Below are 26,080 nucleotides of genomic sequence, written 5' to 3' on the forward strand. Positions count from 1 at the left end.
GTCAAGTATGTGTACTGTTACAGTCTGTCGAGGAGAGGGAGGCCGCGATGCGCGGTACCGCACTGGGGACGTCCGGCCCGGAAGTCGGCGTCGTAGGTCTGGGCTGCATGGGCATGTCCTGGGCGTACGACGAGCTGGGCAGGGACGACGCGGCCTCCGTGGCGGTCGTCCACCGTGCCGTGGAGCTGGGCTGCACGCTGATCGACACCGCGGACATGTACGGCCCGTTCACCAACGAGGAGCTCGTCGGCCGGGCGCTGCGCGGCCGACGGGACGAGGTGGTGCTGGCGACCAAGGGCGGTCTGGTGGTGGACGATCCCAAGACCTACGCCAGCCACCGCGACGGAAGGCCGGAGCACCTGCGCGGCGCTTGCGAGGCCAGCCTTCGGCGCCTGGGCGTCGACCACGTCGATCTCTACCAGCTCCACCGGGTGGACCCGGACGTGCCCGTCGAGGAGAGCTGGGGCGCCCTGGCGGAGCTGGTACGGGAGGGCAAGGTGCGTGCCATCGGCCTCTCGGAGGCGTCGGTCGAGGACATCCGGCGAGCTCAGGCCGTGCATCCCGTGGCCTCCGTGCAGAGTGAACTGTCCTTGTGGAGCCGGGACACGGTCGAGTCGGGGGTCCTGGAGTTCTGCCGCGAGCAGGGCATCGCCCTCATCGCCTTCTCGCCGCTCGGCCGGGGATTCCTCTCCGGCCGGATCAGCTCCGCCGACGACCTCCCGGAGGTGGACGGCCGCCGCCGGCTGCCCCGCTTCCAGTCCGAGGCGCTGGCCGCGAACCTGGGCATCGTCGGCCGGCTCCGGCAGGTCGCGGAGCGGCTGCGGGCCACCCCGGCGCAGGTGGCGCTGGCCTGGGTGCTCGCGCAGGGCGAGAACGTCGTGGTGATCCCGGGCACGAAGAACATGCGCTACCTGGAGGAGAACGCGGGCGCGGCTGCAGTGGAGCTGGACGACGCCTCGCTGGCTGCGCTGGAGGACGTTCCGGCGGCGGTGGGCACGCGCTACTGACCGATCCGGCCGCACTCGGGCCGGGCCTGTGACAGTCATGGCGCACGGGTCGTTCCGTACCGCGCACCTGCTTGCGGACTCTGACAGCGCGACGAAAGGCTCCGTGGCTACCTTTGCTCCGCGCCGGTCCGCGCGCCGAACGGCAGTCGGCGGACGGCCGGAACGAGGCGCGCTGCGTCAGCGGCCGCACCACGGTTCCGCCCTCGGGTTCACGGCGTCCGCCCAAGGCACGGTGCCTGCGGCGGCAGGAGAGGAGAGGGGGAAGGGTGCGCCTGCGAAGTCTGGGCAACACGGGAACCAAGGTCGGCGCCATCGGCCTCGGTTGCCTGGGCATGAGCCGGCCGCACCGGGAGTCCGCCCGTGACGACGGGCAGTCCCTCCGGATCGTCAACGAGGCCCTGGACCTCGGCGGGAACCTCCTCGACACCGCCGGCCTCCACGGCACCGGACACGACGAAGCGCTGCTCGGCAAGGCCATCGCGGGACGCCGGGAGGAGGCCGTCGTCGCGACGAAGCCCGGGATCGCCCCGGACGATCTCTGCCGACGGGCGATCCACCGCGACGGCTCACCGGCCCATCTACGCGAGGCCGCGGAGGCGAGTCTACGACGCCTGGACATCGACGTCATCGATCTCTATTACCTCCACCGCATCGACCCCGCGGTGCCGTTGGCGGAGACCTGGGGCGCCATGGCCGAGCTCGTCCAGCGAGGCATGGTGCGCTGGCTGGGGCTGTCCGGGGCGACCGTGGCGCAGGCCCGTGATGCGCACGCGATCCATCCGGTGACGGCGGTGCAGTCCGAACTCTCGCTGTGGGCCCGCGACGCGCTGGACGGCGCGTCGGACGGCATGGTCGGCTGGTGCGAGAGCGTGGGAGCGAGCTTCATCCCCTCCGCGCCCCTGGGGCGCGGCTTCCTCACCGGGACGTTGCGTGCCGGCGGGCTCCGGAGCGGCGACCTGCGGACCTCCGACCCCCGCTTCCACCGCACCGCGATGGAGGCGAACCTGCCCATCGTCGACGTGATCAGAGAGGTGGCCGACCGCCGGTCGGTCACCCCCGCACAGGTCGCCATCGCCTGGATCCTCGCACAGGGCGAACAGGTCGTGCCGATCCCCGGCACGAGCAACTCCCGCTATCTGCGGGAGAATCTGGCCGCGGCGGACGTACGGCTGACCGATGAGGACTTCGGGGACCTCCATAGGCTGCCTGCTCCCGTCGGCAGCGGCACCGAGCCGTGAGCGCCGACGCCTCCACGACCGTACGCGGCCCGCGTCGCCCTGCCCGGCAGCGGGCCCCGGGCCCCCGCAACCCGTGTCACGCGACGGCCCACCGGCTACGGCGCACTCCTCTCGACGTCGTGTCAGCTTCCGACGGCCTCGGAGGCCACGAGGGAGTCGACCGGACGCGTGCGCGCGCCGAGCGCGGTCAGGCGGTCCAGCGCCTCGCGGTGCTGTGCGTCGCTCTCACTGGCGGTGGCGTCGGAGACGACGGTCACCTCGTAACCGAGGCGCAACGCCGTCACCGCCGTGGACGCGACGCCGTGCGCGGTGGTCAGGCCGGCCAGCACGACCTTCGTCACCCCCGCCTGCCGCAGGTGGTCGTGGAGACCTGTGTCCTCGAACGCGTCGAGGCCGTGCTTGGTCACCACGTGCTCTCCGGCACGGGCCGCGCACGCGGGAACCAGCTGGTTGGGGGTCGAGGCGAGGCCGCCGTCCGCGCCGTCGGCGCGGACGTACCGGACGAGTACGACGGCCGCGGAGTCCGCCGCCGCGAAGTGCTCTCGCAGCTTTCCGCAGGCGTCCGCCACGGTGGCGCCGCTCACCGGCTGCCAGGGCCTGTCGACGATCCACCGTTGCAGATCGATCAGGACGAGTGCCGTGTGCGCGCGGGTCATGAAGTGTTCCCCCGGGAAAAGATGAACAGCGTCCACGGCACACTAGCAAGGAGAAATTCGGGTCAGTGGAGAGGGTGATTCCGACCGACGACGGTCTGCTTCTGTGGGCCGAGACGTTCGGCGACCGTCGTGATCCCGCGGTGCTGCTGGTCATGGGCGCCACCGCGCCGGGCATCGTGTGGCCGGACGAACTGTGCCGGCTGCTCGCGTCGGCGGGGTACTACGTGGTGCGCTACGACCACCGCGACACCGGGAGATCGGGCAAGTCCTCCGTCGCGTACGGCCTTTCGACGCTGGCCGCAGACGCCGCGGCGGTGATCGCCGGGCTCGACGCCGGCCCGGCCCACGTGGTCGGCCAGTCGGCGGGCGGCATGGTCTCCCTGCTGCTCGCCTTCGGCCGTCCCGGACTGGTCCGTTCCCTGGTGCTGCTGTCCAGTTCGCCCGGCACCGATGCCGATCCGCGGCAGTCCCGGACCGGGCCTTCGGACGCGTCCGAGCCGGAGGCGGACCCGCCCGAGGCCGGTCCCGAGGAGCGCCGGGCCATGGCGGTCGAGGGCTGGCGGGGACTGGTGGGGACCGCCGTGCCGTTCGACCGCGCCTACTGGTCGGACCTGGTCGACCGCGTGGCGGAGCACAGCCGCGAACCCGACACCTCCGCGCGCCACTTGGCGGCGATGGCGCGTACGCCCGCGCTCACCGACCGCATCACGGCGCTCCGGGTGCCGACGCTGGTGGTGCACGGCGAGCAGGACCGGGTCTTCCCCGTGGATCACGGCGAGGCGCTGCGCAGGGCGATTCCGGACGCGCGGCTCCGCCGGATCCCCGGCATGGGACACATTTTCCCTCCGCACTGGTCGTCGACGATCGGCGCGCTGATTATCGGCCATCTGCGGCGGAATTCCGGCGGTGGTGAGAAGCGCCACCCTGACGGTCCTGCTCCAGTAAATCCTTTGGCCAATACATGATGTCTACTAGTGTGACATCCGCATGAGTGAAGTGCCCTTATGGAACGCGCAGTTCCGGCGATGAAGCCGCACCTACACGCGGAAGGATCGGGCACGAGCAAACCAACACAGGTCGACGGGGGAAGGTGAGCTGTGTGACAGGGACGACCACGGTCGCGGTGGACAATTCCGCGACATCCGGCTACAGAAACAACTTCGGGATCCTCGGACCGCTTTCAGTGACGGTCCAAGGTAAAGAATTGGCATTGGAATCTGCAAAACTTCGCATTCTGCTGGCAGCACTGCTGGTGCGAAGCGGAACGGTCGTGAGCAACGAGCGTCTCGCCGAATGGCTATGGGACGAACGGCAGCCGTCCAATCCTCGCGGAACGCTGCACACCTACGTACGGCGCCTGCGCATGCTGCTCGGCGACGCACTCCCGCTGGAGACGGCCGCAGGCGGCTACCGGATCGATGTCCCGGCGGGCGAGCTGGACCTCCAGCGCTTTCGCCGACTGGTCCGGGACGCCCGGCGGTCCGAGGCGCTGGAGGAGCGGGCCCGCCTGCTCGCCTCGGCGCTCGCCACCTGGCGAGGATCGGCGCTGGAGGACGTTCCGGCGAGCTCGCCGCACCAGGTGGAGTGCCGGTCCATGGAGGACGAGCGACTGGACGTGCTGGAGGCGTACTTCGAGACCGACCTCCAACTCGGCAGGCATGCGCAGCTGGTGCGGGAGGTGCGCGCCGAGGCCATGGCCAACCCGCTGCGGGAGAACTTCTGGTGCATGCTGATGCTCGCCCTCTACCGCTCCGGCCGGCAAGCGGAGGCCCTGGACGTCTACCAGCAGGCACGGCGGAACCTGGTCGAGCAGCTCGGCATCGAGCCGGGCGAGCGGCTGCGCACCCTGCACACTGGGATCCTCGAGTCGGACCCGGCGCTGGCGGCTCCGGACGGCCCGGGCCCCGGCATCGGCGAGACCGGCCCCGTACCCGCCCAACTCCCGCCGCTCGGCGCGGGTTTCGTGGGACGCGCCACCGTGATCGACCGGATCGCGGCGGCGCTTTCGCCCGCGTCCGAGCGCACCAGCGTCCCGGTCTTCGTGCTGTCCGGACCGCCCGGAGTGGGCAAGACGGCGCTGGCGGTGAGCGTCGGCAGACGCGTGCGGCCGGTCTTTCCGGACGGCCAGTTGTACGTGGACCTGAGCGGCTACGACCAAGGAGCGGCGCGTGAGCCGTTGCCGGCTGAGCACGTGCTCTCGCAGTTCCTGCGCGCGCTCGGGGTGCCGGCGAAGCAGATCCCGGTCGACCTCGTGGAACAGGCGAACCTGTACCGGTCGAAGCTGACCGGTAAGAAGGTGCTGGTGGTGCTGGACAACGCCGCCGGCGCCGAACAGGTGGTCCCGCTCATACCCGGTGACGGCGGCTGCTCCGTGCTGATCACCAGCAGACGGCAGCTGCGGTCCCTCGTCGTCACGCACGGAGCCCAGTTGATCCAGGTCGGCACGCTCACTCCGCCCGAGTCGGCGGAGCTGGTCGCGGGCATGATGCGTCAGGCCGCGGTGACGATCGATCCGGAGACGGTGCGCGAGATCACCGCGCTGTGCTCGTATCTGCCGCTGGCCCTGCGGATCGCCGCGGCCAACCTCATCGGCGCTCCGGGCGGGCAGACCGAGGCGTACCTGGAGTGCCTGCGGCGCGGCAACCGCCTCGCCGCGCTGTCCGTCGACGGCGACACGACGTCCGCCGTCTCGACCGCCATCGCCCTGTCGTACAATGCTCTCGGACCGGACGACCGCGCCATCTTCCGGCTCGCCGGACTCTTCCCGGGCTCCGACTTCTCCCCCGTCGCCGTCTCGGTGCTCGCCGACATCAGCGAGGCGCAGGCGCGGGCGGGCCTCAGCCGCCTGGAGATGGCGAGCCTGCTCCAGCAACCCGCCCCGGGCCGCTACCAGTTCCACGACCTGCTGCGCGACTACGCCCAGGACCGCGCCGCCGAGGAGCACCCTGAGCGGGAGCGGGCCGAGGCGGTGGAGCGGCTCGGCCGGTGGTACCTCGCGGGCGTCTGCGCCGCGGCCGACGTCCTCCACTCGGAATTCGTCCGGCTCACCGAACCGCCCTCGCCACCGGGGGCGTTCGACGCGCCGAGCCATCTCGACGAGAGCCACTCGATGGCCTGGCTGCTGGCCGAGCGGCGCAACCTGATGGCGTCCGTGCGCTACTTCGCCGCCCACGGACCGCACTACCTCTCCTGGCACATCGCGGACGCCCTGCGCGGTTTCTTCTGGACGGGCAAGTACCGGACCGAATGGCGGGAGACGACCCGCACCGCCCTCGCCGCCGCCGAGGCGCACGCCGACGACCGGGGCATCGCGGCGATGCACCGCAGCCTCGCCAACCTCGCCAACACGATCGGTGACTACGAGTGGGCCCTCGTGCACCAGGAGAAGAGCCTCGCGGTGCACGACCGGCTGGGCATGGCCGAGGAGGCCGCGGCCACGCTCAACAACATGAGCCTCGCCCACCTCAGCCTCGGCCGCGGAGGGCGGGCCCATGAGGCCGCGCAGCGGGCGCTCGACATCGCGCGCACCATCCTCTCGTCGCGCCTGGAGGCCACCGCCAAGGGAGTCCTCGGCTTCATCCACTGGACGCGCGGGGACATCGAGGGCGCGACCGAGTTCCTCACCGCCTCCCTGGCCACCGCCGGAGCCCTCGGCCTGCACCACATCAGCTCGTACAGCCTGCGCAACCTGGGCCTGGTGCACCAGGCGACCGGAGAACTCAGCCAGGCGCGCTCCTACTTCAGCCGGGCGCTGGAGGTCTCCGAGGCCATCGACTCCTCGTACGACCGCAGCGTCTCGCTGTACGGGCTCGCGCTCGTCGACCTGGACATCGGCCACTACGACAGCGCGAGCGAGGCGGCGCAGCGGGCGCTGAGCTCCTTCCAGGAGTGCGGCGACCGCACGTACGAGGTCGAGACGCTGTGCCTGTTGTCGGCCATCAGCGGGAGTCTGGGCTCACCGCGGCGGTCGGCGCGGTACGCGGCCGCGGCGCTCGACGGGGCCCGGCAGATCGGCTACGTGGACGGCGAGGCGTACGCGCTGGCACGGCTCGCCGTCGCCGACGGGCTCCTCGGCCGTGACCCCGCCGAGCACGCCGAGAGGGCCCGCTCGCTGGCCGACTCCAGCACGAACCGGATGGCCCGCAGCAAGATCCTGCTGGACCTGGCCCAGCTCCACCTGACGCTGAGCGCGCCGGAGCGGGCCGAGGAGTGCGCGCGCCAGGTGCTGCGCCTGTCGAAGCCGGGAGCGCAGCGGCTGAACATCGCCCGGGCCGAGGAGGTCCTGGGCGTCGTAGCCGCTTCCGGCGGCGACCACGCACGGGCGCGCGCACTCCAGAGCAGGGCGTGGGCGACCTTCACCGAGATCGGCGTCCTCGCGGACGCGGGTCCGCCGGCACGGTTGGACGCGTCGTGGGGCCAGGAAAGGACGGCATCGTGAGCACCGCCGCTCCAACAGCCGGCGTGCGCACCGCGCCGGAACGCGGACGCCTGCGCCAGATTCTGCTCGCCTCCCTCGGCAACGCCGCGGAGTGGTTCGACTGGACCGTGTACGTGACGTTCGCCGCGGTGCTCGGGCCGCAGTTCTTCCCGTCCGGCGACGGCGCGACGAACGTCCTCGAGACCCTGTCCGTGTTCGCCGTCGGTTTCCTCTTCCGGCCGGTCGGCGGACTGCTCATCGGCGCCTACTGCGACCGTCGCGGCCGTGGCGCGGGGCTGCGGCTGTCGCTGCTGCTGATGGCGGGCGGCAGTCTCCTGATCGCGCTCGCCCCGGCCCATCGGACCGCCGGCGTGCTGTCCCCGGCGCTGCTGGTGGCGGCCCGGGCGCTGCAGGGACTGTCCGCGGGCGGCGAGAGCACGGCGATGAGCACCTACGTGACCGAGACGGCGCCGAGGCGGCGGCGCGGGCTGTACTCCAGCGCCATCTACATCAGCACCACGCTGGGCACGCTCACGGCCACCTTCCTCGCGCTCCTGCTGCGGAACACGCTCACACCGGACCAGTTGGCCGACTGGGGGTGGCGTGTTCCCTTCGCGCTCGGCGCCCTGTTCGCGTCGTACGGCTGGTGGATGCGCCGCGGGGTGCGCGAGACGCCGGTCTTCGACGCGGTGCGCGAGCGGGCGCGCCGTCCGGCCTGGCAGGTGCTGCGCGCTTATCCGCGCCGGGTCGTCCGGGTGGCCGGCTTCTCGCTGGGCGCGACCGTCGTCTACTACACCTTCGCGACCTATCTGCCGCTGTACGCGCAGGTGCACGGCGGGGTGCCGGCGAACTCCGCGCTGTGGGCGTCCGTCGCCGCCCAGGTGGTGTTCATGGCCGCGCTGCCGCTGCTCGGGATCGCCACCGACCGCTTCGGGCCACGGCCCATGCTGCTGGCGTTCGGCGGCGGCTTCGTCTGCCTGACGCCGGTGCTGTTCGCGGTCATGTCGGGTTCGGTCGTGCGGCTGTTCGCGGTGATGACCGCGGCGCTGCTGCTGTTCGGCTGCTACGCGACGGCCGCGCCGGCGGCGACGTTGCAGATGTTCCCCACCGCGCTGCGCTCTACCGGCGTGGGGCTGCCGTACGCGCTCACGGTGGCGCTGTTCGGCGGCACGGCGCCCTATCTCAACGAGTACCTCGCCGGACTCGGTCACTCCGCCTGGTACTCCTGGTACGTCGTGGTGCTCTGTGCGACGAGCACGGTCTTCTTCGTCCGGTTCCGGGGGACGGCCGACGCGGACCTCACCGCCGTCGAGGACACCGGCCGCGTACCCGCGGCGGAGGTCGCCGTGCGGGGCTGACGCCGGAGGGGGCCGCAGGGCGCCGGGCCCGTGCCCCGTCCTCACTGCTTGCTGGTGCCGGTCGGACGGATCACGTACACCACCCGGTGCTCGGCGTCGGCGGGCGGGCCGTCGAACTCGAGGGAGTAGCGGTCCGCGAGCCGGAGGAAGAAGGCGCCCTCGGGGTCTGGGTCGATGCGCTCGACGGAGCCGCGGATCTCCAGGTAGCGGTAGGGCTGCTCGGGGTCGTTGATGGACACCGAGACGACCGGATGCCGGGTGACGTTGCGGTACTTGTATCGGGTCGTGGTGTTGGTGAAGTACAGGTACTCACCGTCCCAGCCGAACCACATGGGGTTCACCTGCGGCGTGTTGTCCGGCCTGATGGTGGCCAGGTGCGCGAAGAGGGGGCGCTCCAGCAGATCGCGGTGGCTCTCGGGAATGATCGACATGGTGTTTCTCCGGTGGACGTCAGACGGCTTCGTGCGGATGTGGGAGCGCTGCGGCATGTTTCTCGGGGGTGTCGGCGGGCGTGAGCAGCGGCGCGAAAAGCTCTTCGAGCCGCCGCCGCACTCGCCAGGAATCGCGCGCGGGACAGACCAGGTCGGCGATCCCGTCCGGGCGGACCAGGACGATCCGGGCGGTGTCCGGGCCGCTCCGCGACGCGGACCGTTCGGCCGTCCACGGCCGCAGCGTGCCGGCGCGGGTCCGCAGTACCTGGACCTCGACCGTCTCGGCGCACTGGTCGCCGGCCCAGGCGGCCAGCCGGGCGGATCGGCTGCCGTTCGCCGGGTCGCCCAGCAGGAGGAGCGTGTGGCGGAGGTCGGAGAGAGCCGAGCGCAGCGGTGTCCGGCGGGAGCTCGTGGCGTCCCAGATCCGTCGCTGCGGGACGAGGCCGCCCTCGGTGAACCCTCCGGAGCCCGGCCACGGCCGGCCGGCGGGCAGGGCGAGGCGCCGCCGGGAGCCGGGCTGCGCGTAGACGGTGCGCTGGCCGGCCAGCCAGGGCAGGTAGTCGAGGTGGAAGAGGCGCAGCACGGAGGCGACACGGAGCGCGTTGTCGCGCAGGGCCACCTGGTGCGGTTTGTTCAGCAGCCAGATCCTGGTCTGGGTGTCCGCCTGCCGGATGGCGGCCCGGGCGGTCTGGGCGCGCTCGCGTTCGAAGCTGTCCAGCAGCGCCGTGTCACTCCGGCCGTGCCAGCACAGGGCCAGTTTCCACGCCAGGTTGTGCGCGTCGGCCATGCCGATGTTCAGCCCCTGGCCGCCGGCCGGACTGTGGATGTGCGCGGCGTCGCCCAGCAGGAAGACCCGCCCCTCGCGGGTGCGGTCCGCGTGCCGGGAGTGCACCGCGAACACGCTGATCCAGTCCGGGTCGCGCAGTTGGATGCCGCCGGGCCCCCGCTCGTCGACCAGCTTCTGGACGACCGCCAGGTCCACGTCGTCGCGCCCCAGGCCGGGCGGCGCCGAGGTGAAGACCCGGAAGCGGCCGGAGGGCAGTCCACACGTCACCAGGATGCCGCGCGGTGAGCAGAAGTAGTGGGTGACGTCCGGCTCCAGCGATCCGTCGAGGTCGATGTCGGCCACCACGAAGGACAGTTCGTGCGTGGCGCCCTCGAAGCCGATGTCCAGGTGCTCCCGGACGCGGCTGCGCGCCCCGTCGGCGCCCACCACCCAGGAGAACTCCTCCGTCCGCTCCGTTCCGTCCGGGCCGCGGAGCACCGCCTCGACCGCCGGACCGTCCTGCTGGAACCCGACCAGTTCGGTGCCCCACGCGATCCGTCCGCCGGCCTCGGCCAGCGCGTCCCGGAGCATGTCCTCGACGTCCGGCTGCGGCAGGCAGACCGGTTGCACGTCCGGGTCCCGGAAGCGCAGGTCGGCGATGACCCGGCCGTCGGAGTAGTACCGCATGGCCCGCTGCGGCAGGACGCGCCGCCGTATCTCCTCGTCGGCTCCCATCCGGCGCAGCAGTTCCAGGGTGCGGGGCCAGACGCCGAGAGCCTTCGTCGACATGCTCGGGCCTTCGGCGCGGTCCACGCAGTACACCGGCACACCGCGCCGGGTCAGTTCCACGGCGGCGGTGAGGCCGGACGGGCCTGCGCCGACTACCAGGACGGGACGCTGGTCTCGAGTCGTCATACCCGGGTGGCTTCCTGGGCGGTGGCGTCCTCGGCGGCCGGAGCGGCGATGGCCGGCTCCGCGCGCTCGCGCAGCATCAGGTAGACGACGACGGTGGCGACGGCGCAGACCGCGGCCAGCAGCCACAGCACGGAGTGCATGGCGCCGGTGTAGCTGTCCGCGAGGAAGTCGCCGAAGCGGTCGCGCAGTCCGGGTTCGACACTCTGTCCGGCGCGCTCCAGGTCGCCGCTGGCGACGCTGTTGGCCACGCCGGCCGCGTCGCCGGCGGGGAGCCCGTAGTCGCGCAGTCCGCCGGCCACCCGGTTCTGCAGGAGGGAGACCAGGACGGTGCTCATCACCGTGATGGCGACCGCTTCACCGGCGAGCCGCATGGTGTTGAACATGCCCGCGGCCATGCCGGCGCGTTCCGGGGCGACCGAGGTGATCGCCACCCCGTCGATCAGCCCCGCGGAGAGGCCCATTCCGAGGCCGATCAGCAGGAGCGGACCGGCCAGCTCCAGCGTGGAGATGCCCGGGCGCAGCACGGTGAGCCAGGCACCGCCGAGCGCGACCAGTAGGAGGCTGAGGCTGAGGACGACGCGGGTCGACATGCCCAGCTTCACCAGCCGGCTGACGCCGAGCGGCACCACCAGCACCGGCAGGGTGAGCAGCATCATGGTCGCGCCGGCGGCGTCGGCGGAGGCTCCGTTGGCCGCGCTGAACCACGAGGGCAGCAGCACCAGCAGGCAGACGAAGCCGAAGGCGATGGCCACGGGCAGCAGGCAGACGGCCAGGAAGCGGGACTGCCGGAAGAGCGCGAGGTCGAACATGGGGTGCGTCTGACGGCTCTCGGCGACGAGGAACAGCGCGATCAGCAGCGCCGCACCGGCGAACATGCCGATCACCTCGGCGCTGGCCCAGCCGGTCTGCGGTCCCTGGACCACGGCCAGCATCAGCAGGAAGAGGCTGCTGGTGAAGGTGACGGTACCCCACCAGTCGATCCTGGCGCCCTCACTGTTGCGGGACTCGCGGATCGAGGGCAGCGCCAGCAGGGCCATGGCGGCGACGAGGGCGTGCGTGAAGAACACCCACCGCCAGCCCAGCGTGCCGACGAGGAAGCCTGACACGGACGGGCCGAGGGCCAGGCCGGCGCCCGCCGAGGAGCCGAGGATCGCGAACGCCCGGCCGAGCGAGGCTCCTTGGAAGGTGGTGGCCAGGATCGCGCTGCCGCTGGTCATCACGGCGGCGGCGCCGAGCCCGGCCAGGCCGCGCATCACGTCGAGCAGCAGCACGTTGCCGGCCAGGCCGCTGGCCACCGAGGCGAGGACGAACACGGTCGTTCCGGCGGCGAACAGGCGTCGGCGGCCGACGATGTCGGCCAGTGAACCGCAGGCGAGCATGAAGGAGGCGAACGCGAGGTTGTAGGCGTTGACCACCCACTGCAGCGGCACGATGCCGGCGTGCAGGTTGGAGGCGATGTCGGGCAGGGCCACCGAGCTGCCGGTCAGTGAGGCGGGCAGGATCAGGACGGCCACGCACACCGCGGCGAGGACGATCGTGGGCCGTGCCGTGGCGCGGTCCGAGGTCACTGTGCTCATGTGAGCTGCAATCCCTCCGTGGATGACTTGTAGAAAGTACCCTTGAGTCAGAACTCTAGTTTATATCAGTACTCTGTCATAGATGCGAGCTGTACCTTGAGTGAACAGGCTGAGCTGCTTCCGCCGTGCCGCCGGCGCGGGCGCCGCCGTCGGGCGCCCGCGAGACGCACGGGCCGGACCGGTGCGGGCGGGACGGACGGTCAGACGGGTATACGCTCGGTGCCGGGCACGAGCGCGTTGGACAGCACCCGCCAGCCGTGCTCGGCCGCCATCCCGGCGAGCACGGGGTGGTTGCCGACGACGGTGGGCCGGCCCACCAGCCGGAGCATGTCGAGATCGCTCGGGTCGTCGGCGTAGGCGAAGCACTCTCCCGCCGCCGCGCCCCGCTCCGCGAGGACGTCGCGCACCGCGGACCCCTTGGCCGGGCCGAACATCGCCCGGGAGACCCGTCCCGTCAGCAGCCCGGCCGCGTCCACCTCGGGCTCGGTGCACAGCACCACGTCGATGCCCAGGTCTTCGGCCATCGGCCGCAGGCTCGCGGCCCACGCTCCGGACACGGCCACGGTGAAGTGGCCTTGGCGCTGGTGGTGCCGCAGCTCGCGCAGCGTGGCCTCGACGAACGGGACTCCCCGGCCGCGCAGCCGCGCGTACCAGTCGCGGCCCTGGTGCAGCAGCTCGTCCCACGCGACGCCGGCGACGCCGCGGTAGAACATCGCGCTCACCTCCGCGGGGGCGCCGCCCTCGGCGGCGAACCTGCGGAGAGGGTCGGTCATGGCCCGGTACGCCGAGCCGTCCAGGTCGCCCTGTTCGCACAGCCGGTGGCGCAGCATCGCGAACGGGCTCTTCATCGCGACCAGCGTCTCGTCGACGTCGAAGAAGGCCACCACCGGAGCGGACGACGACGTCACGCCGCCCACTGCAGCCCCCCGTTGACCTCCAGCACGTGCCCGTTCACGTAGGAGCTGTCCGAGGCGGCGAGGAACACAGCGGCCGCCCCCACCTCCTCCGGCCGTCCCAGCCGCCCGGAGAGCAGCCGCTTGCGGTAGCTCTCCCAGATGCGGTCGTCCGCGGCGACCTGCTTGCCCATGCCTTCGTCGATGTAACCGGGCGACAGGCAGTTGACCGTGATGCCCTTGTGCGCCAGTTCGAGAGCCGACGCACGGGTGAACATCTCCACGGCGGCCTTGCTGGCGCTGTAGGCGGCCGCACCGGCCACGGCACGGCTGGCCACGCAGGACGAGAGGTTGATGATCCGGCCGCCGCCCTGTGCCTGCATCGGGCGGATGGCCGCCCGGGTGCACAGGAAGACCCCGTTGAGGTTGGTGGCGACGGTGGTGTTCCAGTCCGCCGTCGAGAGCCGGCTGATCGTGCCGTCGCGGCTGACTCCGGCGTTGTTGACCAGCACGTCGATCCGGCCGAAGGCGGCCACCGCCGCCTCCATCAGCTCCGCCACGGAGTCCTCTTCCGTGACGTCGGTGCGCTGGTAGTGGGCCCGGCCGGGATGCCGGTCGACGAGTTCCTTCACGTCGTACGGGTTGCGGGCGGCGCAGACGACGTTCGCGCCCTCGGCGAGGAAGCTCTCCGCGATGGTGCGGCCGAGGCCGCGCGTGCCGCCTGTGATGATGGCGGATGTTCCGTCGAGTCTCATTGGTTGCTCTTCCGTCCTCAGTACCAGGTCATGAGCGTGGCGGCGGCGGTCATGCCACCGCCGATGGAGGCCAACAGGACACGCTCGCCGCGCTCCAGGGGGCGGTCGTGGTGGGTGTGGTGGAGGGTCAGCGGTACGGAAGCGGCTGCGGTGTTGCCCAGGCTCGGCGCCGTGAGGGCGACCTTGTCCGGGTCGATGCCGGCCCCGGCCGCGAAGGACTCCAGCAGCCGGGTGTTGGCCTGGTGGAAGACGAAGCGGTCCACGTCCTCCATCCGGGCGCCGCATTCCGCGAGGGTCTGGCCGACCACCTTGTGCAGCGTGGTCATCGCGTACTCCCGTACGGCCCGGCCGTCCATCCGGAAGAGGTGCTCGCCTGCCGCGCGGGCCCGCTCGTCCAGCGGGGTCCGGGTGCCGCCGGCCTCGACCTTCACGTAGTCGTGCAGTTCGCCGTTGGCCAGCAGGGTGCCGCCGTGGATTCCGTAGCCCTCCGGCACCGGGCCGAGCACGACCGCGCCCCCGCCGTCGCCGAAGAGGCTGACGGTCTTGCGGTCGCCGCGGTCCATGAGCGTGGAGAACATGTCCGCCCCGACCACCAGGGCGTACTGACCGGGCTGCCCGTCGAGCAGCGCCTTGGCGACGGTGAGCGCGTAGAGGAAGCCGCTGCACACCGCGTTGACGTCGAAGGCGGGCAGGGCCGGCAGGCCGAGGCCCGCCTGCACGACGGCCGCCGTCGACGGCTGCGGGTGGTCGGGGGTGCAGGTGGCGACGATCAGGGCGGCGAGCCGTTCCCTGGCCTCCGGTCCGGCCTCGTCGAGCGCCGCGCGGGCGGCGGGCAGCGCCAGGTCGGACGTCGCCTCGCCGGCCGCGGCGTAACGCCGCTGAAGAATGCCGGTTCGTTCGGCGACCCACTCCTCGGTAACGCCCGCCCAAGCGGCGATCTCCCGGTTGTCCACGATGCGCTCGGGAAGGTGGGCACCGACTGATATCACGCCGATTGCCATGGATTCAGCCTCTTCTTCCTGCTAACTGACGGATGGTCATATGCCCATGCCGAGTCCGCCGCCGACCGGCAGCACCGCGCCGGTCACGTAGCTGGCCTCGGCACTCGCCAGGAAGCGGACGGCTGCGGCCACTTCCTCGGCCCTGCCGGGCCGTCCCAGCGGCGTCCGGCTCAGGAACTGCTCGCGCCGGGCGTCGCTGAGGTCGCGTGTCATGTCGGTGGTGATCAGTCCGGGAGCCACCACGTTCACGGTGATGCCGCGCGGCCCCAGCTCCCAGGCCAGCGAGCGGGCCATGCCGACCAGACCGGCCTTGGCGGCCGCGTAGTTCGTCTGGCCCGGCGAGCCCGTGAAGGCGGCCGACGAGGAGACCAGCACGAGCCGTCCCCAGCGCTCGGCGAGCATGCCCCGGGACGCGTGCTTGACCAGCCGGATCACCGCGCGGAGGTTGGTGTCGAGCACCTCGTCCACGTCGTGGTCGGCCATCGACAGCAGGAGCGCGTCCCGGGTGATGCCGGCGTTGGCCACCAGTACCTCCACCGGCCCCTGTTCGGCGGCCACCTTCTCGAACAGCCGCGCCACCGCCTCGGGATCGGTGATGTCGCAGGCCACCCCGTACAGGCCGGGCGGCGCCCCGGTGCTGTGGTGGGTGACCGCCACCCGGTCGCCCTGCGCGGTCAGGTCCCGGGCGACGGCAAGGCCGATGCCGCGGTTGCCTCCGGTCACCAGGACGGAGCGGCCGGTGCGCGTCATGCCGCCGTCACCACCACGGCGGCGTTCTGCCCGCCGAACCCGAAGGAGTTCGACATCGCCGCGCCGATCGTCGCCGTGCGCGGCGCCCCGGCGACGACATCGATCTCCACCTGGGGGTCGACGCGCTCCAGGTTCGCGGTCGGCGGTACGGAGCCCTGCTCCACCGCCAGCACCGTGTACGCGGCCTCGACGGCTCCGGCCGCGCCGATCAGGTGGCCAATCGCTCCCTTGGTCGAGGTGACCAGGGGATGGTCGCCGATGACCCGGCGGATGACGGCCGCCTCGGTGACGTCGTTCTTCGGCGTCGACGTGCCGTGGGCGTTGACGTGCGCCACCTCCGCCGGGTCGAGGCAGGCGTCGGCCAGCGCCGCCCGCATCGCCCGCTCCGCCCCGTCGCCCGTCGGGTGCGGGGCGGAGGCGTGGAAGCCGTCGGCCGACGCCCCGAAGCCGCTGATCCTGGCGCGGACCCGGGCCCCTCTGGCGTGCGCGTCGGCCACCCGTTCGAGCACCAGGACGCCTGCGCCCTCACCAGCGACGAAGCCGTCCCGGTGCGCGTCGAACGGGCGGGACGCGCTTGCCGGGTCCTCGCCACGCCGGGAGAGCGCGCCCATCTTGTGCAGGCTGGCCATGCCGGTGCGGGTGAGAGCCGCCTCCGAACCGCCGGCCAGCACCACGTCGCAGAGTCCGGCCTCCAACAGCATCCGGCCGATACCGATAGCGGTGGTGCCGGAGGCGCACGCGGTGGACACCACCTGGTTCGGCCCCAGCGCCTGGCATTCCATGGCGATGTGACCGGCCGTCATGTTCACTGGTGCCGTCACCATGAGCTGCGGTGAGACCACCGTCGGTCCGCTGCTCAGGTAGGTCTCGTGCTCGCGCTCGAAGCTGGCGGAGCCGCCGAACGAGGTGCCGATCACCACGGCGACCCGGGCACCGTCCCAGACCTGCGGGTCGAGGCCTGCGTCCGACACGGCCAGCCGCGCGGCGGTGACGCCGAGCTGGCTGACCCGGTCCATCCGCAGCGCCGTGCGCCGGCCGAGTTCCGCCGCCGCGTCGAAGTCTTCGACCCGGCAGGAGAAGTCGACGGCCATGCCCTCCAGATCGGGGCTTCTGCTCGCGGTGGACCGGCCGTCCCAGATCTGGGCCACATTGGCCTTCACCCCGGTCCCGGCCGGCGTGACGAGTCCCAGTCCGGTGACGGCCACGTCGAACCGGCGGCGTCCGGCGGTCACGAAGCCGCCTTGAGCTGGCCGTCGAGGGTGCCGAGAACCTCGCCGACGGTGCGCTCGGGCGCGAGCTGGAGCTCGTCGAGCACCACGCCGAACTCCTTCTCCACGGCGACGCTGACCTCGACGAGCAGGAGCGAGTCGAGGTCGAGGGATTCGAGGGTGGTGTCCGCGGTGAGCGACTCGGTCTCCACGCCGATCTTCGCGCTGAGCAGGGAGTAGAAGCGGTCCTGGACGTCGTTCATGTCGGTTTCTCCTGTCGATGGGTCGGTCGTCCGGGCGGTTCTCCGCCCGGGAGGTCTCTTCGATTCCGCCGGGGTCTTTCCGGACCGGCAGGTGGGACGGGACGCCCGGTTCAGACGGCGGGGTCCGGGCGGCTGACCACGGCCGCGGTGAAGGTGAACCCGCCACCACCGTTCAGCACGAGGGCGTACTGCCCCGGCTCCAGCCAGTCGCCGTTCGCGAGGTCGGCGAGCGAGGCGTTCAGGTCACCGGCTCCCAGGTGGCCGGTGGCGCGCCCGAGGTCCAGCAGCGGCGCCGCGACGGACTCAGCCAGTGGCGGTACGTACGCCTCCGCCATCGCCTTGGAGCCCAGCCGCGGCAGCACGGCGTGACGCAGTCGCGGATCGTTCGGTGCGAGGCCGCAGGAGGCGAGCGCCTCGAAGACGGCTGCCCGGATGCGGTCGTGCGCGAGCTTGGTGAAGTGGTCGACGCCGAAGTACCGGACGAAGTGACGCTTGGGACGCCGGACGTCGATCATCGGGCCGTGTCCGAGCGGGTCCGCGTTCAGCTCGTCCTCGCCTCGGTGCATGACCTCCAGCTCGGACGCCACAGTGGTCGCCAGGGCGTGCAGGGTGAGGTCCGAAGGCAGCTCGTCGCCGCGGTGCACCAGCACCGCCGTGCCCGCGTCGCCCGCGGCCATGCCGTAGTCGGTGCGCCAGCGGTGCCAGCTCGGCATGAGGAATCGGTCGCCGGTGGTCACCAGGGCCGGTCCGGCCTGCGGGTCGCCCTGGAGCCGGGAGACGGCCAGCTCGATGCCGATGGCTCCGCCGTTGCACTGCTGCAGCAGTCCGATCGGCACCGCGTGGTGCGCGCTCAGCCGGTCGGCGATGTAGTGAGGCGCCGACCACGCGTCGTGCCCCTGATGGTGCACGCTCGCGTGCAGCACCATCGACAGCGTCCGCGCCGGCCAGTCGCCCCGCTCCAGCACTCGGCGCCCGGCGGTCACGGCCATGTCCGGCGGCGCGGTGTCCGCGCTGACCGGCAGCGCCGTGTATCCCAGGTCGGCCGCGGTGCGCCGATCCACGTCCCCGGCGGCCAGGGCCTCCTCGACGGTCTGTCTCTCCGACGGGTACCAGGCCGCGCACACGAGCCCGTACGTTCCGCTCAGCCGCATCAATGGCCACCGGAGGCAGTGGCCGCAGGAGCGGGGTCCGCCGACGGTGCGAGGACCGCGACCTCGCAGTCGCAGGCGGTCGCTCCGTCCTGCTCGAACAGCACGGCCACGGAGCGGCTGCTCCCGGCCTGCTCCACGCGCGCGGACACCTCCGTCGGGCTGTCCAGTTCGACGAAGCGTCCGAACCGGGCGCTCAGCGCACTCACCCGCCACGGCCCGTGCGCCTCACCGGCGTCCTCCGTCTCCGGCGCGACCGCCGACAGGGCGGCCTGACGGGCGGCTTCAAGCAGCGCGGTCGCCGGTACGTGGTCGAGCGGGTGGTCGTAGAACACCGGATGCGCGACCGGTACGTCGAGCTCCGCGACGGTCAGTCCGCCAGTGCGGCGCACCGTCGACAGGACGACGTTCTCCTCCAGCGCCCGCCCCACCCGACGGCCGTCCGCGGGCGTTCCGCCCAGGCGCGGCGGCATGGCATCGGAGAGCGGCGCCGCCGAGCTGCGGCGGCGGGTCCGGAAGCTTTCGTAGCCGGCACGGGACGGGTAACCGGTGATCACCGTGCTGGTCGCGACACGGCGCCCGGCGAGGTACAGCTCACTCACCAGCGTCGCCCCGAGCAGAGACTCTCCGCGCTGCTTCAGGTCCTTCGCCTCGATGACCATCGTCAGCTCGCCGGTGCCGTGTCCGGGCCGCTGGACAGGCGGTTCGCCGTCGAGGGCGATGGACCACTCCGCGATGAGGAACGCCGTGTTCGTCGGGACACCGAGATGGCGGTGGGCCACCAGGGTTCCGGCCTGCCGCGAGCACTCCAGGAGCAGCATCGGGTCGATGGACGCCGAGGGACTCGGGTCGTCGTTGAAGTAGCGGTGGGCGGACGGCAGCCGTGCCGCGACGCCGAAGCGGCCATCGCCCAGCGCGACGTGATCGGTGACGAAGACCTCGTCAGCCGCGTGACGGTGCACCAACGATCGCTCCAACGGTCCGTCGAACCGCAGCTGCCGCTCGCCGTGGACCTGGGTCATCGACCTGCTCCCTTCACATCGGTCTCGCTGTGGCACCTGCGCGGAACACCGGTAGACCGGCGCGGCTCCGCGGCGGAATCCGGAGGTCGGGCGACGTCATGTGTCGTCGCTGTCATCCGCGGGCACTCCTCCCCGTGGGAGACCGGTGACTTTCGCACCGCTCTCGCTCTCTCGTCGTGATGTGCCGCATGCCTCGAACTCCGCGGCCGACAGAATGAGAAGCTAGCTGCGGCGTCTTTCGCGCTGCTGTCGGAGCGTGTAAGCGACGGCTGCGGAGGGGGTGCTTCCCGTCCTGCCGGGGCGCGAGTGGCAGATCTTCCGTACGGAGCCGGCGGGGGCCACGCTCAAGGCCGGCGAAACCTGCCTGTTGGGCATCCCCGCGGCCGTGGTGCACGTTCACGCAGCCGATCGTTTCGATTCGCCCTTGGTCACCGGCATGCTGCCCCGGCCCGCGTCCTACCTTGAGATCCTGCGGCAGGGCGAACCCTAGGACCCCGGGCGCCGACCTACGCGGTCGTGATGCGTAGGTCGGAGGTTTGACAGTGAAAGCGTTCTATGGGGAGGGGTATATGGACGTGCCCTGAACTGCCGCTTTCGGCGGTTTGCTGATGCCTGGTCTGTTCCGGCTGTCGACGGGGTGCGCGAGGGGAGCGCATCGGTGCACCGGCGATGCGGCTGGTGCTGTGGATGGCAGGCGGTCCAGCGGGATATGCCGACCGTGTTCATGGTGTCGATGTCGAACAAAAGCGGCGGATGACTGGAGAAGCGTCAACAGCGGCATATCCATCAAGGCTCTGGTGGCCCGAACCATGGTGGTGCTGTCGGCGTGAGGTTATGAGGCCGAACGGGTGCGAGCGCGCCACGGCGTTGCAGCAGAGGCAGCACGTGGTCTCGTACGGCGGGCGCGAGCACAAGGTCTTGTTCTCGGCCGGATGCCCACCGCAGGTGAGCCAGTTCGGCCGCCGGCCGGGGAACCTGGCTGATGTGCGCCTCGAACACAGTCATCCGCATCGGTACACTCTCCAGCGCCGCCACGGCTTCGACTTCGGCCAGGAAGTGCGTGTTTATCGGTTCCACACCGAGTTCCTCATCCAGCTCCCGCGCCAGGGTCTCCAGCGCTTCCTCGTCCGCATCGGGCTTGGCACCCGGCAGGTAGAACACGTCAGGTGCCGACTTCTTGCTCACGACCAGGAGACGTCCTTCCTGCACGATGGCGGCAGCTACCACGAGCAGTGGCCGCCCGCAGCCGAGGGCACTCCTGTTGCTGCACGGTCGATCGTTCATGCGCCTCATTTCGCCGTCTGCTCGGGGCGCAGGAGCATGGTCAGGAGGGCGGCGAGGGCGCAGAAGGCCATGCCGGTGACCATCACCAGAGACGGGTGCGAGCGATCGAGGGCGAGGGAGCCGAAGAGCGCCCCCATAGCGATCGAGACGTTGAAGGACAGGACGTATAGGGAGGTCGCAGCTTCCCGCGCCTCGGGGCGCTGCGGAAGACCAGGGTCTGCAGGGCGAACGGAAGTGCGGAGTAGGCGAGCCCCCAACTCAGCAGGAAGACGATCGCCGCCGGCTTTCAGGCGCCGGCGGCGAGCAGCAGGGCCGTCGAGCCGCCGGTGCAGGCGACGAGGCCGAGAACGATGGTGCGCAGCGCCGGGCCGCGTCCGATGACCGCTCCTGCCAGGAAGCTGCCCGCGACGCCGGCGGCGCCGAAGGAGAGCAGCAGTACTCCGGTCATGTTCGGGGCCACTCCGACGTTCCGGAGCAGGAAGGGAGTGATGTAGGTGCAGGCGGCGTAGTGGCCGATCACGACGACGGCGGTGACGCCCACCGCCATGCGCAGGTTGCCGGTCTTCAGCAGGCGGGGCAGCTCGGAGAGGTAGACGCCGCCGCGCGCGGGCATCGGGGGCATCAGCACGGCGGTGGCGGTGAGCGCGACGGCGCTGCACGCGGCCAGGGCCCAGAAGGCGGCACGCCAGTCCAGCCACTGGCCGACGATGGTGCCGAGGGGGACTCCGAGGACCGTGGCCAGGGAGATGCCGGAGAACACGACGGCCGTCGCCCGCACGGAGTGGGCGGGTGGCACCAGCCGTACGGCGATGCTCGCGACGATGGCCCACAGCACGCCGTGGATGAATCCGATCAGCAGTCTGACGAGCATCAGCCACACGTAGTTCACGGCCAGCGCGGTGAGGACGGTGCCCACGACGAACACCGTGAGGATGACGAGGAGCAGCCGTCCGCGGTCGAGACCGCGGGTGGCCGCGGTGAGGACCGGCGCGAGGATGTCGGCGAACAAGCCGTACAGAGTGACTGGGAGCCCGACCGTTCCTTCCGAGACCCGCAGACCGGCCGCCATCTCTGGCAGCAGCCCGACGGGCATCGTCTCGGTCGCGGTCACGGTGAAGACGCCGAAGGCGACGGCGGTGACCGTGAGCCATCCTCTCCAGAGTTTCTCCGCATCCCCGACGGGTCGTACGCCGTGAAGGCCTTGCCGCGGTGTCAGGGTCGGCGCTCGCTCGTCGATCCGCACGGACCGCCGCACCCAGACCCCCCGTTCCTTGGTCTTCGTCCTCGTTCACCAGTTCCCGTAGTCCTCTACGTAGGTGGCGATCAGCTCGAGCAGGGCGTCGGCCCGGTTCCGGTCCTCGCGCTGCTCGCGCAGGGCCTTGTCGGCGGCCTGGAGGCGGGCCAGGGCGGCCGGTTCACCGTCGACCAGGTCGTCGACCACCGGCGTGGCAACCAGGTCCAGGCATTCGGTGAGCAGGCGGCGGGTGGCCGGGGCGGGGGAGCCGGGTCGGGGTCGGTGAAGCTGGTGGTCAGGTAGCGCGCGGGGTCCGTGAGGCTCCAGCCGACGACGGTGCCGTGCTGGGCGAGGAGTGCCACGTCGGGGGCTATGCCGATACAGGATTCCAGCGGCTCGTCCAGGACATCGAGGTCACGCAGGCAGATCAGCGCGGTGTCCCCCGGGAGCGCGGCACAGCACCGTGCACGTCTCATGCCGGAAATCCCGGACCTCGTCCGCACGGAGCCCGCCCCGGCGTACGGCGGGCATGACGGGAAGGCGGGTGGAGGTCTCGGCGGCGGCGTACACGTACGGCAGCTGGAGTTCTGCCCCGACCAGCTTCCGGCTGTCCGGGGCGAACCGGAAGAGGTCCGGCGTGTCCCACAGCCAGTGCTGGCTGCCGAAGGTGTCCGCGACGAACCGCTCACGCTCGCTTACGTCCGCGTACCGCGCGAGATCCACGGAGTCGCCGGTGAAGCGGGGGGTGATGTGCAGTGGATTGTCCGTCATCGCTGCGCGCCAGTCGCCGTCGAACGACAGTTTCGTGGTCATTCCTGCCTCATCTGATCTGCACTCCTGGGGCCAGGTTGCCGAACTTGCCGGGGATCCTGCCCTCCATGACGTCCTCGTGAGTAACTGGCTTGCCGGGGTCCGACGGACGGCCGCCGAGCGCCTGCGCGCCGGAGTCGCCCTTGTCTCCGTACGCCGTGATGGCCTGGCCCTGCTTGGCGCCGGGCGCCAAATGAGACGACCTCTAAAGGGAACGGGGCAGATGTGGCTGCCCGGCCGTGGCATTGATCACGGCGAGCGAGGACGGTGGCCGGCTGACGGTCGTGGGTACGGTCAGGAATTCGGTCCGTCGTGATGCCCAAGCGATGTGGTGCTGAGCGGGCTGTCAGGTGTCGACAATAGTTTCTGCACTCAACCAGGGTGCGAGTGGGAAGTTCTCCGAGGGTTGGCTGCCGCGCCCGGATAATGGGGGTGTGGTCCCGTCCGGTGGACAGCCGGTGGACAGACGCCCTTGGACAGCGCATCACAGGGTGGCAGGGGTCAACCCGCTGCGCATGCTCTGATCAGCCCAAACGTCACTGGGTAGCACGACGAGGCACGGCGCAACACGAACGCTCATGGTCTCGTAATGCGTAGGTCTCGGGTTCGAATCCCGAAGGCGGCTCGGATCAGCCCCAGGACTCACTCGCCGTGACCTGGGGCTTTTTCATGCCTGGGGGCGGGCCCGGATGTCGGGTCGCGGGAGGGGGCGATCCGGCCGTGCCCGGAACGAGTCAGGTCCGCTGACGCAGCGTCGCCGTGAAGGTGCGGCCGTACGCGTGGTGGGTGGTGACGTCCAGGCGGGTGCCGCCGGGGACGCGGCGGACGTGGACGGCGTCGTCGGCGGAGACGGGGCGCAGGGCCCGGCCGTGGAGGGTGAGCGAGACCGTGCGGCGCGTCGTCGTCGGGTCGGACACCGCGATCGAGACGGTGCCGTCGGCCGCCGTGCGGAGCAGTACGGACGCCGGTCCCTCGATCGCGAGGCGCTCCGCGTGGTGGACGCCGGGGGCGAAGGTGTTGGCGGCGACGATGCCGAGGCCGGTGTGCTTGACCGCCTGGAGGCGGACGGTGTTGGCCAGCACGGAGAGCGGGCCGTGGGCGTAGGCGGCCAACTGCCGTGCGGAGGCGTTCGGTACGAGGGCGTGCGCCATGGCGGCGGGCCCGGAGCCGGCGTCCTGTGCGTAGGAGAGCGTGAAGACCTGCTTGGTGACGGCCGTGTCCGGGTTGGACAGCCGGACGGTGCGGCGGCTGCGGGTGACCGTGCCGAGCGCGGCGGTCGGTGCGGGGCCGGACAGGAAGACGTATCCGACCGCGGTGCCCTGGTCGGCGTCGGCGTCGGCGTAGCGCAGCCAGGCCAGCGGGGCGGTGCCCGGTCCCTGCCAGGGCGTCGAGTCGTGGAGCCGGCCGGTGAGGGTGACCGGGGCGGTCGGCGCGGCGATGCGGCTGTCGACCGTGGTGGTCACCGCCCGGCCCGCCCCGCCGGACACACCGGCGGCGAGGACGACGATCTCGTCGTCGAACATGAACCACGACTTCGTCGCGCGGGCGCCCCGGTAGGCGACGAAGTCGTCGGGCAGCTCGCCCGCCTGCCGCGCCGCGTACGCGGCGTCGTCGGACACGACGAGCCCGGCCGCTCCGTACGCGCCGAGGCGGGCGCCGCCGGAGTAGGGGTCGGTGCCGCGCGGGAAGTAGACGTAGGCGTTCTGCGACTCGGAGGACGACGTGAAGCCGCGCTCCGGATTGTCGTACCAGAGCGTGCCGTAGAGCTCGGGGACGGTGCGGCGGTTCTCCACCGGGGCGGTGACGCCGGCCAGCCGGTACGGCGGGACGGCGGTGAAGTAGTCGACACCGAACGCCTGGCGCTGGTCCTGGCCGGCGAGGTAGAGGTAGTGGGCGCCGTCGCCCTGGAACCACGGCATCAGGTTCTCGCCGCTCATGTACTCGTACTTGCTGATCCGGTCCGAACTGCGGGCCAGCGCGAAGGCGTAGCCCGGCCGCCGGTGGACGGTTCTCTCCATCGCGTTGAACGCGGTGTGGGAGGCGTCGGGCACGAGGTCCTTCGCGGGGACCGGTGAGCCGAGGATGCCGGCGTAACGGGCGATGCTGACCGGAGAGGTGAACGAGAGCGGGTCGAGGCCCGTCCGCGAGGTCTGCCGGACGTACTTGACGTAACCGGCGAGGGTCTCGGCGTCGCCGTCGGCGGCGTACCCGGAGATGTCGACGACGGACTCCACGACGGCGGCGACGTCCGCGTAACCGGTGCCGGTCCGGGAGACGGCGCGGCCCTTGACGATCTCCATCATCCAGCCCTCGTGGATCAGCGGGGCGAAGCCGTCGGCCACCCAGCCCTGCACGACGCCGACCAGGTCGGCGACGGGCACATAGGCGGTGCCGTCGAGGATCTTCACGGTCTGGACGATGCGCGTGAGCAGGCCCTTGCCGTACGAGCCGGTGTAGGCGACGGACGCGTGCTGAACAAAGGAGCCGTCGGCGTAGAAGCCGTCGGTGACGCCGTGGCGCAGGTCGTACGGGTCGATCCGCGCGAAGACGGTGAGCTGGTCGGCGACGGCCTTCCGGACCCGGGCGTCGTCGCCGAGGACGGCTCCCTGGAGGATCCGGTTGGTCGTGATGTCGGCGAGGTTGGCGCCGGTGTGGAAGCGCGAGTCGAGGTCGACGTCGCCGTCCTTGCCGTTGCGGAGGTACCCGTCCATGGTGGCGACGCAGACGGCGGTCAGATCGGGCCGGTACGCGGCGAGTTCGTCCCGGAGGAGGACGAGGGTCCGGGTCAGCTGGGTGGAGATGCCGATCTCCCAATGGAACCAGTTGCCGTAGTACCCCGCCGCCCCGTCGCCGTAGTACTCGGCGTGGAGGTGCGCCAGGCCGTCGACGACCCGTCGCTGCACCGCCCGGTCGTCGCGCAGTTCCCCGCCGGCGGAGCCGGGGAGACGGGTGGCGAGCGCGATCTCGTACAGATACTGGAACGACCTGCTCAGGTTGGCCTCGGCGGCGCCCAGCGGGACGCCCTTGAAGAGCTCGCCCGGCCCGGCGCCGTCCATCGCGGCGAGCCGGGACCGGGCCGTGCGGACGACGGACGCGAGCTTCGGGGACACCTCGGGGTGCGCGTTGGCCTCGGCGGTGCCGGCGAGGACGGCGACCGTGTTGCGGAGCAGAGTGGCGTGGTCGGCGGCCGTCGTCTGCGCCGGCTCGGTGGGTCCTGACCGGGGTGCGGCCGCGGCTCGCAGGGACTCCGCCACGGCAAGCAGTGTCGCGGCGGGGATCACGGACAGCACGGAACGACGCGAGAACTCCACCTGAACGCTCCAAGGTTCGGCCGGAAAGCGCTTGCG

At 71.5% G+C, this 26,080-nt stretch carries 24 protein-coding genes; 5 read left to right on the forward strand and 19 right to left on the reverse strand.

Annotated features, from left to right (window positions below; translation table 11 throughout):
• The first annotated feature begins 47 nt into the window (after positions 1–47).
• Together ACFYOP_RS19725 and ACFYOP_RS19730 are read left to right on the forward strand one after the other, a co-directional pair.
• On the forward strand, positions 48–1,007 hold the full coding sequence (locus tag ACFYOP_RS19725) for an aldo/keto reductase (protein ID WP_356894576.1): 960 nt from the start codon (positions 48–50) through the stop codon (positions 1,005–1,007).
• A 266-nt stretch (positions 1,008–1,273) separates the two neighbouring features.
• Positions 1,274–2,245, forward strand: a complete 972-nt coding sequence (locus ACFYOP_RS19730) for an aldo/keto reductase (protein WP_356894578.1) — start codon at positions 1,274–1,276, stop codon at positions 2,243–2,245.
• A gap of 122 nt (positions 2,246–2,367) precedes the next feature.
• On the opposite strand, the gene ACFYOP_RS19735 is transcribed toward ACFYOP_RS19730, so the two are convergent.
• The gene (locus ACFYOP_RS19735; protein ID WP_356894580.1) at positions 2,368–2,901 is read right to left on the reverse strand and encodes an isochorismatase family cysteine hydrolase; all 534 of its coding nucleotides are present in this window, start codon (positions 2,899–2,901) and stop codon (positions 2,368–2,370) included.
• A 65-nt stretch (positions 2,902–2,966) separates the two neighbouring features.
• Between ACFYOP_RS19735 and ACFYOP_RS19740 the strand changes: the two genes are divergently transcribed.
• The 3 genes from ACFYOP_RS19740 to ACFYOP_RS19750 all read left to right on the forward strand — a co-directional run bounded on the left by ACFYOP_RS19740 (position 2,967) and on the right by ACFYOP_RS19750 (position 8,676).
• Entirely contained in the window at positions 2,967–3,866 is a 900-nt protein-coding gene (locus ACFYOP_RS19740) for an alpha/beta fold hydrolase (protein WP_356894582.1), read from the forward strand.
• Positions 3,867–4,084: 218 nt separating this feature from the next.
• Positions 4,085–7,339, forward strand: a complete 3,255-nt coding sequence (locus tag ACFYOP_RS19745) for a BTAD domain-containing putative transcriptional regulator (protein WP_356894584.1) — start codon at positions 4,085–4,087, stop codon at positions 7,337–7,339.
• The gene (locus tag ACFYOP_RS19750; RefSeq protein WP_356894586.1) at positions 7,336–8,676 is read left to right on the forward strand and encodes an MFS transporter; all 1,341 of its coding nucleotides are present in this window, start codon (positions 7,336–7,338) and stop codon (positions 8,674–8,676) included. The genes ACFYOP_RS19745 and ACFYOP_RS19750 overlap by 4 nt, the downstream gene beginning before the upstream one ends.
• Before the next feature lie 41 nt (positions 8,677–8,717).
• Here ACFYOP_RS19750 and ACFYOP_RS19755 read toward each other — a convergent pair whose 3' ends face one another.
• The 18 genes from ACFYOP_RS19755 to ACFYOP_RS19840 form a co-directional block, all read right to left on the reverse strand.
• Complete coding sequence (locus ACFYOP_RS19755) at positions 8,718–9,107, reverse strand: PPOX class F420-dependent oxidoreductase (protein ID WP_356894588.1); 390 nt, start codon at positions 9,105–9,107, stop codon at positions 8,718–8,720.
• Between the two features lie 19 nt (positions 9,108–9,126).
• Complete coding sequence (locus ACFYOP_RS19760) at positions 9,127–10,788, reverse strand: FAD-dependent monooxygenase (protein WP_356894590.1); 1,662 nt, start codon at positions 10,786–10,788, stop codon at positions 9,127–9,129.
• Positions 10,785–12,365, reverse strand: a complete 1,581-nt coding sequence (locus tag ACFYOP_RS19765; RefSeq protein ID WP_356894592.1) for an MFS transporter — start codon at positions 12,363–12,365, stop codon at positions 10,785–10,787. The genes ACFYOP_RS19760 and ACFYOP_RS19765 overlap by 4 nt, the downstream gene beginning before the upstream one ends.
• Before the next feature lie 200 nt (positions 12,366–12,565).
• Positions 12,566–13,273, reverse strand: a complete 708-nt coding sequence (locus ACFYOP_RS19770) for an HAD-IB family hydrolase (protein ID WP_356894594.1) — start codon at positions 13,271–13,273, stop codon at positions 12,566–12,568.
• A complete protein-coding gene (locus tag ACFYOP_RS19775; RefSeq protein WP_356894596.1) occupies positions 13,270–14,013 on the reverse strand; it encodes an SDR family oxidoreductase in 744 nt (247 codons plus the stop codon). The genes ACFYOP_RS19770 and ACFYOP_RS19775 overlap by 4 nt, the downstream gene beginning before the upstream one ends.
• A 17-nt stretch (positions 14,014–14,030) precedes the next feature.
• On the reverse strand, positions 14,031–15,014 hold the full coding sequence (locus ACFYOP_RS19780; protein ID WP_356894598.1) for a ketoacyl-ACP synthase III: 984 nt from the start codon (positions 15,012–15,014) through the stop codon (positions 14,031–14,033).
• Between the two features lie 36 nt (positions 15,015–15,050).
• On the reverse strand, positions 15,051–15,764 hold the full coding sequence (fabG, locus tag ACFYOP_RS19785; protein ID WP_356894600.1) for a 3-oxoacyl-ACP reductase FabG: 714 nt from the start codon (positions 15,762–15,764) through the stop codon (positions 15,051–15,053).
• Positions 15,761–16,996 carry a beta-ketoacyl-[acyl-carrier-protein] synthase family protein gene (locus ACFYOP_RS19790; RefSeq protein WP_356894602.1) on the reverse strand — a complete coding sequence of 412 codons (1,236 nt, stop codon included), beginning with the start codon at positions 16,994–16,996 and terminating at the stop codon, positions 15,761–15,763. Before ACFYOP_RS19790 ends, fabG begins: the two co-directional genes overlap by 4 nt.
• Positions 16,993–17,235: a phosphopantetheine-binding protein gene (locus ACFYOP_RS19795; RefSeq protein WP_356894604.1), complete on the reverse strand. Its 243-nt coding sequence runs from the start codon at positions 17,233–17,235 to the stop codon at positions 16,993–16,995. Before ACFYOP_RS19795 ends, ACFYOP_RS19790 begins: the two co-directional genes overlap by 4 nt.
• A 110-nt stretch (positions 17,236–17,345) precedes the next feature.
• The gene (locus tag ACFYOP_RS19800) at positions 17,346–18,386 is read right to left on the reverse strand and encodes a 3-oxoacyl-ACP synthase (protein WP_356894606.1); all 1,041 of its coding nucleotides are present in this window, start codon (positions 18,384–18,386) and stop codon (positions 17,346–17,348) included.
• Positions 18,386–19,405: a ScbA/BarX family gamma-butyrolactone biosynthesis protein gene (locus ACFYOP_RS19805; RefSeq protein ID WP_356894608.1), complete on the reverse strand. Its 1,020-nt coding sequence runs from the start codon at positions 19,403–19,405 to the stop codon at positions 18,386–18,388. Before ACFYOP_RS19805 ends, ACFYOP_RS19800 begins: the two co-directional genes overlap by 1 nt.
• Before the next feature lie 786 nt (positions 19,406–20,191).
• Complete coding sequence (locus ACFYOP_RS19810) at positions 20,192–20,698, reverse strand: NUDIX domain-containing protein (protein WP_356894612.1); 507 nt, start codon at positions 20,696–20,698, stop codon at positions 20,192–20,194.
• Positions 20,695–20,826 (reverse strand): hypothetical protein, encoded by a 132-nt coding sequence (locus ACFYOP_RS19815; protein ID WP_356894614.1) that lies wholly within the window; start codon positions 20,824–20,826, stop codon positions 20,695–20,697. Before ACFYOP_RS19815 ends, ACFYOP_RS19810 begins: the two co-directional genes overlap by 4 nt.
• Before the next feature lie 149 nt (positions 20,827–20,975).
• Entirely contained in the window at positions 20,976–21,800 is an 825-nt protein-coding gene (locus ACFYOP_RS19820; protein ID WP_356894616.1) for an MFS transporter, read from the reverse strand.
• 177 nt (positions 21,801–21,977) lie between these two features.
• Positions 21,978–22,130 carry a hypothetical protein gene (locus ACFYOP_RS19825; RefSeq protein WP_356894618.1) on the reverse strand — a complete coding sequence of 51 codons (153 nt, stop codon included), beginning with the start codon at positions 22,128–22,130 and terminating at the stop codon, positions 21,978–21,980.
• Positions 22,131–22,337: 207 nt separating this feature from the next.
• Positions 22,338–22,736, reverse strand: a complete 399-nt coding sequence (locus ACFYOP_RS19830) for a hypothetical protein (protein ID WP_356894620.1) — start codon at positions 22,734–22,736, stop codon at positions 22,338–22,340.
• A 7-nt stretch (positions 22,737–22,743) separates the two neighbouring features.
• The gene (locus ACFYOP_RS19835) at positions 22,744–22,926 is read right to left on the reverse strand and encodes a hypothetical protein (protein WP_356894622.1); all 183 of its coding nucleotides are present in this window, start codon (positions 22,924–22,926) and stop codon (positions 22,744–22,746) included.
• Positions 22,927–23,467: 541 nt separating this feature from the next.
• On the reverse strand, positions 23,468–26,044 hold the full coding sequence (locus ACFYOP_RS19840) for a polysaccharide lyase family 8 super-sandwich domain-containing protein (RefSeq protein WP_356894624.1): 2,577 nt from the start codon (positions 26,042–26,044) through the stop codon (positions 23,468–23,470).
• Between the last annotated feature and the right edge of the window lie 36 nt (positions 26,045–26,080).

The organism is Streptomyces sp. NPDC006294, from assembly GCF_042870895.1.
Lineage (GTDB): Bacteria > Actinomycetota > Actinomycetes > Streptomycetales > Streptomycetaceae > Streptomyces.